The organism is Allobosea sp. NPDC055594 (assembly GCF_053618995.1).
Genome location: NZ_JBSHIO010000007.1, coordinates 1 through 16,174, shown reverse-complemented (window position 1 = coordinate 16,174; position 16,174 = coordinate 1). Strand labels below are relative to the sequence as shown.

Sequence of the window (16,174 nt, the reverse complement as noted above, 5' to 3'; positions counted from 1 at the left end):
ATGGCACGCTCCGAAACCGCCGCGCCCTCGCCCGAAGCAAAGCCGCGTGACGATGCCCCCGGGCTCGCCGCGCGCCGGCTGGCAGCGGAACTGATCGACGAGGTCCTGCGCGCCGGGACCGCCCTCGACGAGACCTATGAACGCATGGCTGCAATGGCGAGGCTGGAGCCGGCCGATGCCGGTCTCGCCCGCGCCATCGCCACGGTCGCCTTCCGCCGCCTCGGCGCGATCCGCCACATCGTCGCTGCAAGGCTCGAGCGCGGCAGCCCGCGCAATGCCGGACCGTTCGAGCCGATCATGGTCGCCGCGGCGGCACAATTGCTCTTCCTCGACGTTCCCGACCATGCCGCCGTCGACCTTGCCATCCGCCATCTCCACGAGGATGCGCGCTCGTCACGCTATGTCTCGCTCGGCAATGCCCTGCTGCGCCGACTGGCGCGGGAGCGCGACACCATCCTCGCTGAACTCGATCCCCTGATCGATGCGCCGGAATGGCTGGGCGAGAGCTGGATCCGCCATTACGGCGCCGAGACCGCCAGCGCCATCGCCCTGGCCCATGCGCAAGAGCCGCCGCTCGACCTGACCGTCAAGGCCGACGCCTCCGGCTGGGCCGAAAAGCTCGACGGCATCGTGCTGCCGACCGGCTCGGTCCGGCTGCGAGGCCGGGAGAGCGTCACCGCCCTGCCCGGATTCGCCGAGGGCGAATGGTGGGTCCAGGACGCCGCCGCCGCCCTGCCCGCCCTGCTGCTGGCGGCCAAGCCCGGCGAGCGTGTCGCCGATCTCTGCGCCGCTCCCGGCGGCAAGACGGCACAGCTCGTGGCCGCCGGCGCCGAGGTCACCGCGGTCGACCGCTCCGGCCCGCGCCTGCGCCGCCTGGCCGCCAATCTGGAGCGGCTCGGCCAGAAGGCGCAGATCGTCACGGCCGATGCCGCCCGCTATGAGGCGGAGCCCTTCGACGCCGTGCTGCTCGATGCACCCTGCAGCGCCACCGGCACGATCCGCCGCCATCCCGACGTCGCCTGGACCAAGCGCCCCGAGGACATCGCCAAGCTCACCGCCCTTCAGGCACGCCTGCTCGACCAGGCCGCGAAGCTGACACGCCCCGGCGGTCGCCTGATCTACTGCACCTGTTCGCTCGAGCCGGAGGAAGGCGAGGCGCAGATCGCAGCCTTCCTCGAACGTCAGCCCGGTTTTGCCCGGCAACCGATCGCGGCGACGGAAATCGGCGGGATCGCCGAGGCCCTGACCCCACTCGGCGAGCTGAGGACGCTCCCGCACCAGCTTGCCGGCGAAACGCCGCGGCTTTCGGGATGGGCGGGATTTTACGCATGTCGCCTGATCAGGCTATGACTTTGCCGGATTCGTCACATGGCGCGTGGCGAAAGGGCGGAACGGACAGCGGCATTGAAGAGCTGGTCTGAGCGGGGAGGCCTGGCACGCGCGGCGACCGCCCGCGCGGCAAAGCGCACGCGCGGGCAGATCGTCGGAGCCGTCCGTGCACTCTGGCCGTTCAGTCGCATGAAGGCGAACCGCCTGCTCTTTGCGCCGCATGACCTGCGCACCGCCGACCCGACCACGGCGAGCGACATCTATTCCGGCTATTTCGCCTTCGCCGGCCGAACGGTGAACAGCCACGGCGAATCGCCTTTCGAGATCGAGCCGCCGACACCGGCCTGGGCGGAGGCGCTGCTCGGCTTCTCCTGGCTTCGGCATCTGCGCGCCGCCGACACCGCGATCGCCCGCGCCAATGCCCGCGCTTTGGTCGAGGAATTCATCGGCAACCGGCATGATCGCGGCGAGATCGCGCGCCGGCCGGCCGTCGCGGCACGGCGGCTGATCTCCTTCCTCTCGCATTCGCCGCTCCTGCTCGAGGGCGCCGACCATGTCTTCTACGAGCGCTTCGTCCGCCAGATCGTCCAGACCGCGGACCGGCTGCAGCTGGCTCTGGCCGGCGCGGTCGAAGGCGTGGCGCGCCTGCAATGCCTGATCGCAGTCTCCTTCGCGGCAATCAGCCTCGACGGCCAGGAGCGTCGCCTGCGGCGCCTCGAAGCGGCATTGTCGGACGAGCTGGAACGGCAGATCCTTCCCGATGGTGGCCATCTCAGCCGCAATCCGCGCATCATCATCGAATTGCTGCTCGACCTCTTGCCGCTGCGCGAGACCTTTGCAGCGCGCGGCCTGGAGCCGCCCCGCAGCATCATCATGGCGATCGACCGGATGATGCCGCATTTGCGGCTGTTCCGGCATGGCGACGGCGCGCTTGCCCTGTTCAACGGCATGGGCGCGACCCCGCCCGACCTGATGGCCACCCTCGCCGCCTATGACGACGCCCGGGCCCGGCCAATCGAGCATGCCGCCTATGCCGGCTATGACCGGCTCGCTGCCGGTACGAGCACGGTGATCGTCGATGCCGGCCCGCCGCCTCGTGGCGCGAACTCCGTCGAGGCCCATGCCGGCTGCCTGAGCTTTGAATTCTCCAGCGCCGCGCAGCGCATCATCGTGAATTGCGGTGCCAGCCGCTACGGCTCGCCGGAATTGCGGCTCGCCGCCCGCGCCACCGCCGCACATTCCACCGTGACCCTCGACGACCGCTCCAGCTGCATCTTCGGGCTGGTGCTCGGCGAGCGGCGGATCACCGCCGGCCCCGCCGATATCCGTGCCGCCCGCCAGGAGACCGAGCAGGGCGTCGAATGGGTCGCCAGCCATGACGGCTACAAGCGGAGCTTCGGCATTGTCCATACACGTCGCCTGGTGCTTGCTCCGGGCGGCAACCAGTTGCTCGGCGAGGATGAGATCAGCCCCTCGCCGACCATGGCGAGTCTGCCCGCCGCCGCGCGCTTCCACCTCCACCCGAACGTCAAGCCGAGCCTGATCCGCGAGGGCCAGGGCGCGCTGCTGGCGCTACCCTCCGGCGAGGTCTGGGCCTTCGAGGCTTCGGGCCTGCCCGTCACATTGGAGGAGAGCGTCTTTTTCGCCGCGGCCGACGGCCGCCGGCGCACCTCTCAACTGATCATCGAATTCGACGCCGCCACGACTCCGCGGATTTCCTGGCGCCTTGCGAGGCTTGGCACCGCCGGACGGCTTCCCCCCGGGACCGATACGGAAGCGGAAGGCGGGCCGGCCCCGGTCGATCAGCCGCCGCAAGGCTGAGAGACGATAAGGACAGGGCCGGGTTGCCCCGGTTGTGCTTTGCAGCGAGGCGCTGGCGTGATAGGGCGCGCGAGACTTTTTGCGGTGTGCCGCGCAACTTTTGGACCTTTTTCCTCATGCCGAATGAACTTCGCCGCATCGAGCGCGCGCTGCTTTCCGTCTCCGACAAGACCGGCCTGATCGAGTTCGCACGGGCGCTCTCGCGCCTGGGCATCGCGCTGGTCTCGACCGGCGGCACCGCCAAGGCGATCGCCGAAGCCGGGCTCGCCGTGACCGACGTCTCCGACCTCACCGGTTTCCCGGAGATGATGGATGGCCGCGTCAAGACCTTGCACCCCAAGGTCCATGGCGGGCTGCTCGCGATCCGCTCGCATCCCGAGCACCAGGCCTCGATGCTCGGCCATGGCATCAAGCCGATCGATCTGCTGGTGGTGAACCTCTACCCGTTCGAGGCCACAGTCGCGGCCGGCAAGCCCTATGAAGACTGCATCGAGAACATCGACATCGGCGGTCCCGCGATGATCCGCGCCGCCGCCAAGAACCATCAGGACGTCGCCGTCGTCGTCGAGCCCAGCGATTATGCCGCTGTCCTCGCCGATCTCGAGGCTCACAAGGGCGCGACCACGCTGACGCTGCGCCGCAAGCTCGCGCAAAAGGCCTATGCCCGCACCGCCGCCTATGATGCGGCGATCTCCAACTGGTTCGCCGGCGAGCTCGGCGACACCTCGCCGGCCTTCCGCGCGCTGGGCGGTGCCCTCGCCGAGACCATGCGCTATGGCGAGAACCCGCATCAATGGGCTGCCTTCTACCGCACACCGGAGCAGCGCCCGGGCGTCGCCACCGCGCGCCAGGTCCAGGGCAAGCAGCTCTCCTACAACAACATCAACGACACCGACGCCGCCTTCGAATGCGTCGCCGAGTTCGATCCGGCCCGCACCGCGGCCTGCGTCATCGTCAAGCATGCCAATCCCTGCGGCGTCGCCGAGGGCTCTTCGCTGCTCGAAGCCTATGAGCGCGCCCTCGCCTGCGACCCCGTCTCGGCCTTCGGCGGCATCGTCGCGCTCAACCGCAAGCTCGACGCACAGGCGGCGAAGAAGATCGTCGAGATCTTCACCGAGGTGATCATCGCCCCAGACGCCGACGAGGAGGCGATCACCCTCATCGCCGCCAAGAAGAATCTGCGCCTGCTCCTGACCGGCGGCCTGCCGGATGTCCGCAAGGCCGGCCTTGCCCTGCGCACCGTCGCCGGCGGCTTCCTGGCCCAGGCGCGCGACAATGCCGTGGTCGACGACATGGAGCTCAAGGTCGTGACCAAGCGCCAGCCGAGCGAGGCCGAGCTCGCCGATCTGCGCTTCGCCTTCCGGGTCGCCAAGCACGTCAAGTCGAACGCCATCGTCTACGCCAAGAACCTCGCCACGGTCGGCGTTGGCGCCGGCCAGATGAGCCGCGTCGATTCCTCGCGCATCGCCGCCTGGAAGGCCGGTGAAGCGGCAAAGGCAGCGGGCGCGGCGGAGAGCCTGGCCAAGGGCGCGGTCGTCGCCTCCGACGCCTTCTTCCCCTTCGCCGACGGCCTGCTCGCCGCGGCCGAGGCCGGCGCCACCGCGGTCATCCAGCCCGGCGGCTCGATGCGCGACGACGAGGTGATCAAGGCCGCCGACGAGGCCGGCCTCGCCATGGTCTTCACCGGCCACCGCCATTTCCGGCACTGAAACGAAACGGGAGAGCCGGATGCACACCGTCAAGGTCATCGCCGCCGGCTTCGCCCTGCTCGGCCTCCTGCTCGTGCTGGCACCGCGCCTGAACACCGGCGGGCGCCATCCCGTGATCTTCGCGATGCGGCTGTTCATCCCGCTCTGGTTCGTCGCCTCGGTGATCAACCTGATCGTCGGCATCAACAGCGCCGGCTACACCTTCCTGCAGGAGGCGCCGATCCTGCTCCTCGTCTTCGGCGTGCCGGCGACGGTCGCCGCCCTGATCTGCTGGCGCTTCGACGGGAGAACACGGTGAGCCTTGCTTCGGTCCGCGCCTTCTTCGCGCAGCACGCCCCCGATATCGAGATCCTCGAAACCTCCGGCAGCAGCGCCACGGTGGCGCTCGCCGCCGAGGCCTTCGGCGTCGAGCCCGCCCGCATCGCCAAGACATTGTCGCTGCGGCTCGGCGAGCGCGTCGTCCTGCTCGTCACCCGCGGCGATGCCCGGCTCGACAACAAGAAGACCAAAGCCGCCTTCGGCACCAAGCCGCGCATGCTCGACCTCGAGGAGGTCGCGGCGATCACCGGCCACCCGGTCGGCGGCGTCTGCCCCTTCGGTTTGCTGAACCCGCTGCAGGTCTATTGCGACGTCTCGCTGAAGGCCTTCGACGAGGTCGTGCCTGCCGCGGGCTCGACCCAGAGCGCCGTCCGGATCAGCCCCGAGCGAATGGTCGCGCTGACCGGCGCGGAATGGGTCGATGTCTGCCAGGAGGCACCCACCCTGCCCGCCGAGGACGCCATCGTCGAGCCGGCCTGAGGCCGCTCAGCCAGGGCTGCGGGCGATCAGCGCCATCGCCGCTGCCGGATTGCGAATCTTGGCGCCGCTGATCACATAAAGAAAGACGTCGCGCGGACGCCTCTCCGCCGCCGGCGCCAGCGCTTCGCGATCGGCGGGCATGCCGCCTTCGGACCAGGCGCGAGCACGCTCGGCCCAGAGGTCGAGCTGCTTCTCGGAATAGCCCTTCGGCTCGGCCTCGCTGGTGCCCATGATGCGGGCATAGACGAAAGGCGCGGTGACGTCGGCGATCTCCGGATACTCCGAATCGCCGGCGCTGATCACGGCGACACCGTATTCGCGGAGCAGGGCGACGAAATCGGGCGAGCGGAAGCTCGGGTGACGGACCTCGACCGCATGGCGCAGGGTTATGCCGTCGACCTCCTTGGGCAGGAGCTTGAGGAAGGCCTCGAAATCGGCGGGATCAAAGGCCTTCGTCGCCATGAACTGCCAGTTGATCGGGCCGAGCTTTTCCTTCAGCTCCGCAATGCCGGAGGTCACGAACTTCTCCACTGACGGCCCGGCCTCGGCCAGGACGCGCCGATTGGTGCAGAAGCGCGAGCCCTTCAGCGCAAAGACGAAACCATCAGGCGTCTCGGCCCGCCATTTGGCGAAGCTTTCCGGCTTCTGCGAGCCGTAATAGGTGCCATTGACCTCGATCGAGCTCAGCTTGCTGCCGGCATATTCGAGCTCGCGCTTCTGCGGTAGGCCGTCGGGGTAGAAGCTGCCGCGCCAAGGCTCGAACACCCAGCCGCCAATGCCGATGCGGATCTTGCCGCTGGATTTGCCGGGCATCTCGATCTCCCTTGCGATGGCTCGAGCGAAGCGTTCGCTCTGGTCCGGATCGTGCCGATCCGTCGATCATGGCAAGGCCATTATGGCAGCCGCGGCGCCTGAACGCGCACGGTTTCCTGCATCGTCCCGACAAAGGCTGTCAGCAGCGCACGCGAAAAACCCCGCAGGGCGAACCTGCGGGGTTTTCCGAATTTGGTTGCGGGGGCACACAACCACCGATGCCGACATTCGTTAGAGGTGGTGAGCTGACGTTACGTGTCGTTTCCAAACCCTCAACATGAAATTTTCGCTCCTAGGCGAAAGACCAAGATTAAGGCTCGTAATACGTGCGGGCGTCAAACCCACGAGCCCGCCATCCCTCAGGTGTCCGCGTCGAGTATCTCTTCTCTTCCCGGCCTAGGCCGCCTACGGACCCGGGCCAGATAGGCGGCGTTCCGGCAGAACTCCGGTGCCGGCCCGGGCGCACCGCTATCGAGCCAGTCGCGGCACGCGCAGGCGTGAGGGCAGGACAGGCAAAGGCGGGCGGCCATGGCAAAAGTGCCGCCGAAATCGTCCTTGGCCGCCGCTCCGGGATCGACGCCCGCCCTCTCGATCATCTCGCGAAACAAGCCCGCCTGGCGCCGCACCCTTTCGAACCGGGGCCATCGCCGCGCCGCCTTCTGCCCTTGTAGCCGTGGATGCATGATGCGCTCCCTTGCAAGAGGGATGATGCAGGGTAGGCGCAGCCACCACCGGATTCTTTGACCCAGCACAAGGACGAGACGTCCCTAGCCTGACAATTTACGCTGGCGTTTCACCCCATCCGTGAATTTGGTCGAGATCGAATTCGCTCGCCATCAGGAGTCTTTTCGACGCAGGCGGTCAACTCGAGCCATCGCGCTGGTTGGCGTGGATGCATGGCCGCTCTCGGCGATCATGACGCATCGACGGCAATCCGGCAGGAGAGCTTGCTTTTGCACCGTGAGATCGAAACTCCGAAACTGGCAGCGGTCCTCATCGAGGCGGTGACGGGAATCGGCCTGGCCTTCATCGACGAGGCAGGCCGGATCGGCAGCTGGAACACCGGCGCCGAGCAGATCACGGGCTGGAGCCGGGCCGAGATTCTGAGCAGCGACCTCGCATGCCTTTTCGTCGCTGCGGAGCCGGGCGTGACAGCCTCTCTGCTCGCCGCGGCGCAGGAGACCGGCGGGAGCGAGACACAACGCATCTGCCGGCGCCGGGACGGGGCATCGTTCACCGCACAACTCTCGATCGCGACCGTGAAGGCGCAGCCCGGCTGCCCTCGCGGCTATGCGCTCGTCCTGCGCGACATCTCCGAACAGCTCGATGCCGAGGAAGCCCACACGGTCCGCGAGGCGCATCTGCGCTCCATCCTCGAGACGATCCCCGACGCCATCGTCGTGATCGACGAGGACGGCCGGATCCAGTCCTTCAGCGCGGCAGCGGTCCGGCAGTTCGGCTACGCTCGCAGCGAAGTCATCGGCGAGGACGTCAAGATACTGATGCCCAGCCCCTACCGGCATCATCACGACAGCTACATCAAGCGCTATCTCACCACCGGCGAGCGCAGGATCGTCGGCATCGGGCGGGTCGTCGTCGGCCAGCGCAAGGACGGCTCGACCTTTCCGATGGAACTCGCCGTCGGAGAGATGCATTCGAGCGGCCGGCGCTACTTCACCGGCTTCATCCGCGACCTGACCGAGCGCCAGAAGACCGAAACCCGACTGCAGGAGCTGCAATCCGAGCTCGTCCACATGTCGCGCTTCACCGCGCTGGGCGAGATGGCATCGACGCTGGCCCATGAGATCAACCAGCCGCTAACGGCCATCGCGAACTACCTGAAGGGGTGCCGCCGGATTCTCCAGCGCATGGAGGGCGAAACCGCCCGCTTGCTGGAGGACGGCGTCACGAAAGCGGCCGATCAGGCACTGCGCGCCGGCCAGGTGATCCGGCATCTGCGCGAATTCGTACAGCGCGGCGAAAGCGAGCGTCGGATCGAGCCTCTCGCCAAGCTGATCGAAGAGGCCAGCGCGCTGGCCATGGTCGGCGCCCGCGAAAGGGGGGTGCACATCGCCTATCTCCTCGACCCCCGCGCGGCCTTTACGCTGGCCGACCGCATCCAGATCCAGCAAGTGCTGCTGAACCTGATCCGCAATGCGATCGAGGCGATGGATGGCGAGGAGCGGCGCGAACTGATCGTCGAGTCCCGACGCGTCAGTGAGGAGATGCTGGAGATCTCGGTCCGCGATACCGGTACGGGCCTGGCTCCCGAAATCATGGACCAGCTTTTCCAGCCTTTTGTCACGACCAAGCAGCATGGCATGGGCGTCGGGCTCTCGATCTGCCGCACCATCGTCGAGGCGCATGGCGGAAAGATCTCGGCCGTGTCGGAGCGGGGACGCGGAACCTGCTTCACCTTCTCACTGCGCGCCGTCGACCCGGAGGAGCTGGCTCATGCAGGGTGATGCCATCGTCCATATTGTCGACGATGATCTGGCTGTCCGGCAGTCGCTCTCCTTCCTGCTGGCTTCCGACGGGTTTCCGGTCAGGCTGCACGAATCCGCCAGCCAGTTTCTCGACAACGTCAGGGAGGCGCCGACGGGCTGCATCATCACCGATGTGCGCATGCCGGGGATCGACGGCATTGAATTCCTCCGCGGCCTCGCCCTGCGCGGCTTCAGCCTTCCGGTGATCGTGATGACCGGCCATGCGGATGTGTCGCTCGCCGTCGAGGCGATGAAGGAGGGGGCTATCGACTTCATCGAGAAGCCCTTCGACGACGAACTGCTGCTCGCCGCGGTGCGCGCGGCCCTCGACCGGCACCAGCGCAGGACGCAGCGCGAGGCGCAGGGCATCGACATCCTGGTGCGCCTCAAATCGCTGAGCGAGCGCGAGAAGCAGGTGCTCGACCGTCTCGTCGAAGGCAAGGCCAACAAGGTGATCGCGCATGAACTCGGCATCAGCCCCAGGACGGTCGAGATCTACCGGGCCAATGTCATGACCAAGATGCGGGCTGCGAGCCTGCCCGAGCTCGTTCGCTTCGCCCTGCTGGTCGGCGACAACGCCCCCTAAGATCGTGCTGCGTCGCCGGGGACGGCTCGCGTAAGGTGTATTCCTGACTTGGATGCTGCGACGGGCCGACGCAGACTGTCGGCATGCCATCCCGGCGCGACCCGAGCCGCGGATCGCCCGGAGCAAGGCATGCCATGTCTCCCGAAGGATGCGTGATCATCGTCGATGACGACGATGCCGTCCGGCAGTCGCTGACGTTCTCCCTCGCGCTCGAAGGCTTCCAGGTCAGGGCCTTTCGCAACGGCGAGGAGCTGCTCGCGGAACAGGAACTGCCGGCCCGCGCGTGCATGGTCATAGACTACTGCATGCCTTCGCTCGACGGGCTGGCGCTGATCGGCCGCCTGCGGCAGAGCGCCATCGCATTGCCCGCCATCCTGATCACGGCGAAGGCCAGCGCCGAAATCCGTCGGCTGGCGACGTTGTGCGGCTGCCGCGCGGTACTGGAAAAGCCGCTCGAGGATAGTTCGCTGGCGGACTGTATCAGGGACGCTCTGGCCAGCGGCGGCAGCGAGGCTTTTCGCAAGCAGGGATGAGACGGGGACGCCCTGGATGTCAGGCCTCGACCCCGGCCACGGCCTTGTGGCACCAGTCGGCGATCTCGCCGGCATCGAGCGGGAGCGTGGCGAAGGTCTCGCCCGCGAAAGCCCGCCACTGCAGCAGATACTGGCGGTTGACGGCGATGACGGTCGGGATGCCCGCGGCAACCGCCATGCCGATCTCCTCGCGCAGGCCGCGGCCCTCGCCTTCGTGCTTGCCGAAGCGGTTGACGAACAGCACGTCCGGCCGCGCCTCGACAGCCTCGCGCAGCCAGCCGGCAGCGACGGTCAGGCCCGCCGTATCGAGCCGGCAGCCGCGCGCCTGAGGGCCGCGATCCTCGAAGATGCAGACCTGCCGCTGCATGCCGATATCGTCGAGATAGAGCGTCGCGCAGGCCTTGCCGCAGCCGGATACGCCATGCTGCAGCAGGCCGCGCGGCTTCAGGCCACCGGCCTCGAGGCGCGCGACCGCCTGTGCGATGACCGGGTCCGGCGCCTCGTCGCGCTCATGCACGAGAACCAAGATGCCGCATTCCTCGGAGCGGGTGTCCACGTTTCGACCTCCTGTCGTCCTTGTTTCGCGACGCGGCGTGCGCGGCGCTTCACGACACGCTCTCGCTGCGCAGGCCACCCGCTGCGTCGCAGCCGCAGGCCGCCTTGCCGCCGAGCAGGCGCAGCGCACTCGCATGGATATGCTCCGACCAGTCGTCGACCGGGGCCGGGTCGAGCGGCGTCTGCTCTACCTGCATCTTGTCCGGCCCGTCGCGGCTGACGCCGAGATCGCGCACCAGCCCGTCCTTCAGGCCGTAGATCCAGCCATGGATGCGCAGGGTGTGCCCGGCGGTCCAGGCCGCCCGCACGATCGGCGTATGCGCGACGCGCTCTACCTGCGCCTCGACATTGAGCTCGCAGAGCAGGTTGAGCCGGGCCTCGTCGCTGGCGCCGGCATCGAAGCGGGCCCGCTCGCGTTCGTAGACCTCGACGACCGGTGCGAGCCAATGGTCGACCAGCGCTCCGGTCTGCCGCTCCAGAGCCCGGCGCACGCCGCCGCAGCCGTAATGGCCGCAGACGATGATGTCCTCCACCCCCAGCGCCTCGACCGCGAACTCGATCACCGACAGCAGGTTGAGGTCGCCGGTATGCATGACGTTCGCGATGTTGCGATGGACAAAGAGCTCTCCCGGATCGAGCCCGACGATCTCGTTGGCCGGCACGCGCTAATCCGAGCAGCCGATCCAGAGGAATCGCGGCTCCTGTAGGGCAGAGAGACGGCGGAAATAGCCGGGCTCCTGGCGCGTCTTGGCGATCGCCCAGTCGACATTGCGGTCGAACAGCGCCTGGATCGAAACCTCAGCCATGGCTGCGCCCGCCGAGCACGATGCCGCGCCGGGCCGCCATGCGCCGGGCCAGCCCGTCGCGATCCCCCGCGGTCAGGCGCAGCTCCGCCAGCGGAATCAGCACCGCATTCTCCACGGTGAGATGGCGGCGCTGGCCGCGCGAGAAGCTGGCCAGGGCGGTACGGAAACCGGCTCCGTCCCAATCAGCCTTTCCCCGCGCCCGCAGCCCTCCCGCGATGATCCCGGCCAGCCGGTCGTCCTCGGCGTGCTCCCGCGAGAGCAGGCCGAGCAGCCGCTCCGCGCCGTCCCGCGGCATGGCGCGCCGGCGGAGCAGCGGAAACAAATCCTCCTCCTCGTCGAGGACGTGCAGTGGCAGCTCATGCTCGATGCAGTGCAGGATCGCGTCGGCGGGGATGGCCGCAGAGCTCGGCGCTTCGGCGATGCCGTCGAGCAGCCGGCACAGGTCGCGCAGACGATGATGCTCGGCGACGATGAACTCGAGCGGGCGCGCCAGCAACTCGCTGCGGACCGGGGCCAGTACATCGGTCTCGGCGGAAAGCTCAGTGACCGTGGCCGCAGGCATGAACCGTTTCCTTCGGCGGACGAAGGGCAAAGTGCAGGATGTTGCGCAGGCAGGCCTGGCCGGGATCGGTGGTCCGGCCCATGACGCCGATCAGGGAGACCCAATCCTCGTCGGAAGCCTGGCTGGAGAAGAGGTTGACGGCGCGGGCGGCGAAGCCGCCGGGTGTGAGCCCCTCGGCCGAGGCGGCCGTTTCGACCCGGGCCAGCAGCACGAGATCGCCCAGCCCCACCAGCGTCTGCATCGCCATGGCTTCGTCGTCGAGGCGGGAGATGATGTCTCCGAGCAGCATGGCAATCGCCTCTCAGTGGACGTTGAGCTCGCCCGGCGACGGCAGGTCGATACCCTCGATCCGGGCGCGGCCGAGCAGCCGCGCGACATATTGCGCCTGTGCCCGCTGCCGCACCGCTTCGCCGAGATAGGCCGCGATCCGCTCCCGCACGAGCTCGAAAGGCAGCAGGCGGCCCGCAATGGCCCTGTCGAGCCGGATGATGTGGAAGCCATAGGGCGTCTCCACCGGCTCGTGACCGATCGTGCCCGGTTCCATCGCCGCCAGGGCCTTCTCGAACAGTGGCGTCGTCTGGCCGCGGCCGATCTGGCCGAGATTGCCGCCGAGCTCGGCGGAAGGGCAGGCCGAATGCTGGCGCGCCAACTCGGCGAAGCGACCGGGCTCGGCCGCCAGTTCGGCGATGGCGGCGCCAGCCTGCCGCCGCGCGCGCTCATAGCTCTCGGCATCGTCACCCCGCGCGGCGAACAGGATATGCGACGCCTCGTAGAGATCGGAGTTGCGGAAGCGCCCGGCATTGCGCTCGTAATAGCGCCGGCACTCCTCCTCCGTCGGCTCAGGCACGCTGATGTCGCGCTCGACCAGGGCGCGCATCCGCGCCTCGTCCTCGGTCTCGCGCCGGCCTTCCCCATCCGTCAGCGGCTCGGCCTCGATACCGAGCCGGACGACCTCCTGACCCAGGGCCTCGCGGATGACCAGCGCCAGGGCAGCGGCCTTCCAGGCGGCGGCAGGCGACGAGGCCGGGTGGTTCTGGACCTCGCGCGAGATCATCGCCCGGGAGATCACGGCTCCGTTGACCTTGATCGGGGCCTTCGGGGCTGTGGTGACTGGCTGGGCCGAGCAGGACGACATGGCGGATATCCCGGAATGGGTTGCGTGCCGAGGCGGATATGTCGGTCAGCGGCGGGTTGCGCGGACCGGGGCGGGAACAGCCCCCTGGCCGGCAAGGGGCCGCTTCTTGGTACGCACGATCTGGTAGCCCGTCCGGCCGAGATACCAGACCGGCGCCGACCAGATGTGGACCAGGCGGGTGAACGGGAAGACGAGGAAGATCGTCATGCCGAGCAGGAGATGCGCCTTGAAGATCGGGTGCACGTCGGCGACATAGGCCGAGGCGCCCGGCTGCAGGGTGAGCGTCCCCTGGGCCCAGTTCATGAACTTGACCATCTCGTGCCCGTCCATATGGCCGAGCGACAGCGGAATGGTGAGAAGGCCGAGGATGAGCTGGGCATAGAGCATCAGCAGCACCGCAATGTCCGAAAAGGACGAGGTCTTGCGGATCCGCGGATCGAACAGGCGGCGATGGAGCAGCAGGCTCAGGCCGAGGAAGCACATCACGCCGGCCAGCCCGCCGACGACGATCGCCAGCCCCTGCTTGAAGCCATGCGAGATGCCCAGCGCGTCGAAGACGACGATCGGGGTCAGCAGCCCGCCGGCATGGCCGAGGAAGATCACGAGCACGCCGACATGAAACAGGACGGAGCCCGCGACGAGCTGTCTGCGGCGCAGGAGCTGACTCGAATCCGCCTTCCAGCTGTATTGCTCGCGCTCGAAACGCACCAGCGACCCGAGCAGGAAGACCGTCAGGGCGAAATAGGGATACCAGCCGAACAGGATATGGTTGAGCGTCGTGTTCATGACGGCTGCTCCTCAATCGCGGGGTGACGCATAGGTGAAGCGGGTCTTGGGCCGCCGCACGGTGGCGACGCCGAGCCCGGGGGCCGGCCGCTTGGCCTGGCGCAGCTTGGCGGCGAGGTTCTCGACGCCGCAATCGGCAGCTGCGCCGGGGCCGAAGCGGACCTCCTCCTCCTCCCAGGCGGCATCCAGCGCAGCCAGGTCGTTCGGGTCCTGCTCCGTCTCGGGCACGATCGCCTCGAACACCTCCGGCGCGGGCTTCGTCGCCGCGAGCGCGACCAGCGCCTCGAAGACGACGGCATAGGGCGTTTCCCGCTTGCGCAGCCGCTCGCCGAGCACCGTCATGACATGGGCCGGATCGGCCAGCACCACCCTCGCCTCCTGCGCCGGCAGCAGCGAGCAGTATTCGAGGAAGAGCGGCACGAAATCCGGCAGCTCCGTGCCCTCGATGGTGAAGCCGGCCGCCTCGTAGACGCTTTTCAGGTCGACCATGGCCTGGCCGCGGTCGCGGCTTTCGCCATGGACATGCTCGAACAGATGCAGCGACAGGGAGCGCGTCCGGTCGAAGAGCATCACATAGCGCTCCTGCGCATCATAGAGGTCCGCCTCCTCCAGCATGCGCAGCAGCGGCTCCAGCGCCGCCGGATCGACGACGGCCTCTTCCGCCAGCACCGAGCGGATCTCCGGAATCGCCGCCACCAGCTCCCAGCTCGGATAGTTCAGCAGGGCGGAGAAGGCCTTGAGGGTTTTCATCTGATGTCTCCGGGCAGCTCGGCCGCCGAGCGCTGCCGGAACGTTACCGGCTTGCGAAAAGCGCGACGTTGAGCTGCGGCAAACGGGATTCGGGCGAAATCCGCAGCCCGTCGCAGGGCGGGCTGCGGGGGAAGCAGATTGCGTCAGGCGACTTCCATCGGCGTCTTCGCCGGCTTGGGCGAACCGAACAGGTTGGTGCCGCTCGTGCCGCCGGCGCAGCCATTGCCGAAGGAGAAGCCGCAGGAGCCGCGCAGATCGTAGGCATCCTCGATTCCCATCTCGCGATGGTTGGTCGGGATGACGAAGCGATCCTCGTAATTCGCGATCGCCATGATCCGGTACATTTCCTCGACCTGCGCGCCGGACAGGCCGACGGCCTTCGCCAGCGCTTCGTCGATGACGCCGTCGATAGTCTTGGCCCGCATATAGGCCCGCATCGCAAGCATGCGCTCCAGGCCGGTGACGATCGGCTGTTCCTTGCCCGCGGTCAGCAGATTGGCGAGGTATTTGACCGGAATGCGCAGGCTCTTGACGTCCGGCATCTCGCCATCGATCCCGATCCTGCCTGCCGACGCCGCCGAGGTGATCGGCGAGAGCGGCGGCACGTACCAGACCATCGGCAGCGTCCGGTATTCGGGATGGAGCGGGAAGGCGATCTTCCACTCGATCGCCATCTTGTAGACCGGCGAACGCCTGGCGGCTTCCAGCCAGGCCTCGGGCACGCCCTCGCGCCGGGCCGCCTCGATCACCGCCGGATCATGCGGGTCGAGGAAGATGCCGAGCTGCTCGTCGTAGAGGTCCTGCTCGTTCTCGGTCGAGGCGGCGGCCTCGATCCGGTCGGCGTCGTAGAGGATCACGCCGAGATAGCGGATGCGGCCGACGCAGGTCTCGGAACACACCGTCGGCATGCCGGCCTCGAGGCGCGGGTAGCAGAGCGTGCACTTCTCCGACTTACCGGAAGACCAGTTGTAGTAGATCTTCTTGTAGGGACAGGCCGAGACGCACATGCGCCAGCCGCGGCACTTGTCCTGGTCGATCAGGACGACGCCGTCCTCCTCGCGTTTGTAGATCGCCCCCGAGGGGCAGGCCGAGACGCAAGCCGGGTTGAGGCAGTGCTCGCACAGCCTCGGCAGATACATCATGAAGGTGTTTTCGAACTGGCCATAGATCTCCTGCTGGACGCCGTCGAAGTTCTTGTCGAGCTTGCGCTTCGAGAACTCGCCGCCGAGGATCTCCTCCCAGTTCGGGCCCCACTCGATCTTCTCCATCCGCTCGCCGGTGATCTTCGAGCGCGGGCGGGCGGTGGGGAATGCCTGGAGCTCGGGCGCCTTCTGCAGGTGCCCGTAATCGAAGTCGAACGGCTCGTAATAGTCGTCGATCTCCGGCAGGTCGGGATTGGCGAAGATCTTATGTGCACGGCGGTGAGAAAACCATCCAGTGAAGCGCCGGCGCTTGTGCGGGCGCGGGCGGTGTAAAAGTCGTCCACTGGATAGGCTGGCCCCTTT

Annotated in this window: 18 protein-coding genes and 1 pseudogene; 8 read left to right on the top strand and 11 right to left on the bottom strand. The window is 67.7% G+C overall.

The window, feature by feature from the left end:
* From ACWGRX_RS15310 to ACWGRX_RS15290, 5 genes are all read left to right on the top strand, one after another.
* Positions 1 to 1,350, top strand: a complete 1,350-nt coding sequence (locus tag ACWGRX_RS15310; protein ID WP_452118239.1) for an RsmB/NOP family class I SAM-dependent RNA methyltransferase — start codon at positions 1 to 3, stop codon at positions 1,348 to 1,350.
* Between the two features lie 168 nt (positions 1,351 to 1,518).
* Positions 1,519 to 3,150 (top strand): heparinase II/III family protein, encoded by a 1,632-nt coding sequence (locus ACWGRX_RS15305; protein WP_452118238.1) that lies wholly within the window; start codon positions 1,519 to 1,521, stop codon positions 3,148 to 3,150.
* Between the two features lie 116 nt (positions 3,151 to 3,266).
* Entirely contained in the window at positions 3,267 to 4,859 is a 1,593-nt protein-coding gene (gene purH / locus ACWGRX_RS15300) for a bifunctional phosphoribosylaminoimidazolecarboxamide formyltransferase/IMP cyclohydrolase (protein ID WP_452118237.1), read from the top strand.
* Between the two features lie 19 nt (positions 4,860 to 4,878).
* Positions 4,879 to 5,157 carry a hypothetical protein gene (locus tag ACWGRX_RS15295; RefSeq protein WP_452118236.1) on the top strand — a complete coding sequence of 93 codons (279 nt, stop codon included), beginning with the start codon at positions 4,879 to 4,881 and terminating at the stop codon, positions 5,155 to 5,157.
* Positions 5,154 to 5,657, top strand: a complete 504-nt coding sequence (locus ACWGRX_RS15290) for a YbaK/EbsC family protein (protein WP_291641475.1) — start codon at positions 5,154 to 5,156, stop codon at positions 5,655 to 5,657. Before ACWGRX_RS15295 ends, ACWGRX_RS15290 begins: the two co-directional genes overlap by 4 nt.
* Positions 5,658 to 5,663: 6 nt before the next feature.
* On the opposite strand, the gene ACWGRX_RS15285 is transcribed toward ACWGRX_RS15290, so the two are convergent.
* Positions 5,664 to 6,470 (bottom strand): DUF72 domain-containing protein, encoded by an 807-nt coding sequence (locus ACWGRX_RS15285; protein WP_452118235.1) that lies wholly within the window; start codon positions 6,468 to 6,470, stop codon positions 5,664 to 5,666.
* A gap of 359 nt (positions 6,471 to 6,829) precedes the next feature.
* A complete protein-coding gene (locus tag ACWGRX_RS15280; RefSeq protein ID WP_452118234.1) occupies positions 6,830 to 7,153 on the bottom strand; it encodes a DUF6455 family protein in 324 nt (107 codons plus the stop codon).
* A gap of 270 nt (positions 7,154 to 7,423) precedes the next feature.
* Between ACWGRX_RS15280 and ACWGRX_RS15275 the strand changes: the two genes are divergently transcribed.
* From ACWGRX_RS15275 to ACWGRX_RS15265, 3 genes are all read left to right on the top strand, one after another.
* Positions 7,424 to 8,935 (top strand): PAS domain-containing sensor histidine kinase, encoded by a 1,512-nt coding sequence (locus ACWGRX_RS15275; protein WP_452118233.1) that lies wholly within the window; start codon positions 7,424 to 7,426, stop codon positions 8,933 to 8,935.
* A complete protein-coding gene (gene fixJ / locus ACWGRX_RS15270) occupies positions 8,925 to 9,542 on the top strand; it encodes a response regulator FixJ (protein WP_452118232.1) in 618 nt (205 codons plus the stop codon). Before ACWGRX_RS15275 ends, fixJ begins: the two co-directional genes overlap by 11 nt.
* Positions 9,543 to 9,694: 152 nt before the next feature.
* Positions 9,695 to 10,075 carry a response regulator transcription factor gene (locus tag ACWGRX_RS15265; protein WP_452118231.1) on the top strand — a complete coding sequence of 127 codons (381 nt, stop codon included), beginning with the start codon at positions 9,695 to 9,697 and terminating at the stop codon, positions 10,073 to 10,075.
* Positions 10,076 to 10,094: 19 nt separating this feature from the next.
* Here ACWGRX_RS15265 and ACWGRX_RS15260 read toward each other — a convergent pair whose 3' ends face one another.
* The 9 genes and pseudogenes from ACWGRX_RS15260 to narH all read right to left on the bottom strand — a co-directional run.
* On the bottom strand, positions 10,095 to 10,631 hold the full coding sequence (locus ACWGRX_RS15260) for a DUF2478 domain-containing protein (RefSeq protein ID WP_452118230.1): 537 nt from the start codon (positions 10,629 to 10,631) through the stop codon (positions 10,095 to 10,097).
* Between the two features lie 220 nt (positions 10,632 to 10,851).
* Positions 10,852 to 11,292, bottom strand: a pseudogene (locus ACWGRX_RS15255) (carbonic anhydrase); the annotation flags it as partial.
* Between the two features lie 3 nt (positions 11,293 to 11,295).
* Entirely contained in the window at positions 11,296 to 11,436 is a 141-nt protein-coding gene (locus tag ACWGRX_RS15250) for a hypothetical protein (protein WP_452118229.1), read from the bottom strand.
* The gene (locus ACWGRX_RS15245; RefSeq protein ID WP_452118228.1) at positions 11,429 to 11,998 is read right to left on the bottom strand and encodes a hemerythrin domain-containing protein; all 570 of its coding nucleotides are present in this window, start codon (positions 11,996 to 11,998) and stop codon (positions 11,429 to 11,431) included. Before ACWGRX_RS15245 ends, ACWGRX_RS15250 begins: the two co-directional genes overlap by 8 nt.
* Entirely contained in the window at positions 11,976 to 12,287 is a 312-nt protein-coding gene (locus ACWGRX_RS15240) for a hypothetical protein (protein ID WP_291641458.1), read from the bottom strand. Before ACWGRX_RS15240 ends, ACWGRX_RS15245 begins: the two co-directional genes overlap by 23 nt.
* A 12-nt stretch (positions 12,288 to 12,299) precedes the next feature.
* Positions 12,300 to 13,133: a peptidylprolyl isomerase gene (locus tag ACWGRX_RS15235; protein WP_452118227.1), complete on the bottom strand. Its 834-nt coding sequence runs from the start codon at positions 13,131 to 13,133 to the stop codon at positions 12,300 to 12,302.
* Positions 13,134 to 13,178: 45 nt separating this feature from the next.
* The gene (gene narI / locus ACWGRX_RS15230) at positions 13,179 to 13,919 is read right to left on the bottom strand and encodes a respiratory nitrate reductase subunit gamma (protein WP_452118226.1); all 741 of its coding nucleotides are present in this window, start codon (positions 13,917 to 13,919) and stop codon (positions 13,179 to 13,181) included.
* Positions 13,920 to 13,931: 12 nt separating this feature from the next.
* Positions 13,932 to 14,669, bottom strand: coding sequence for a nitrate reductase molybdenum cofactor assembly chaperone (gene narJ, locus ACWGRX_RS15225; protein WP_452118225.1), 738 nt, complete (start codon positions 14,667 to 14,669; stop codon positions 13,932 to 13,934).
* Positions 14,670 to 14,812: 143 nt separating this feature from the next.
* Positions 14,813 to 16,174: nitrate reductase subunit beta (gene narH, locus ACWGRX_RS15220; RefSeq protein ID WP_452118224.1), on the bottom strand; the 1,362-nt coding region annotated here is incomplete at its 5' end.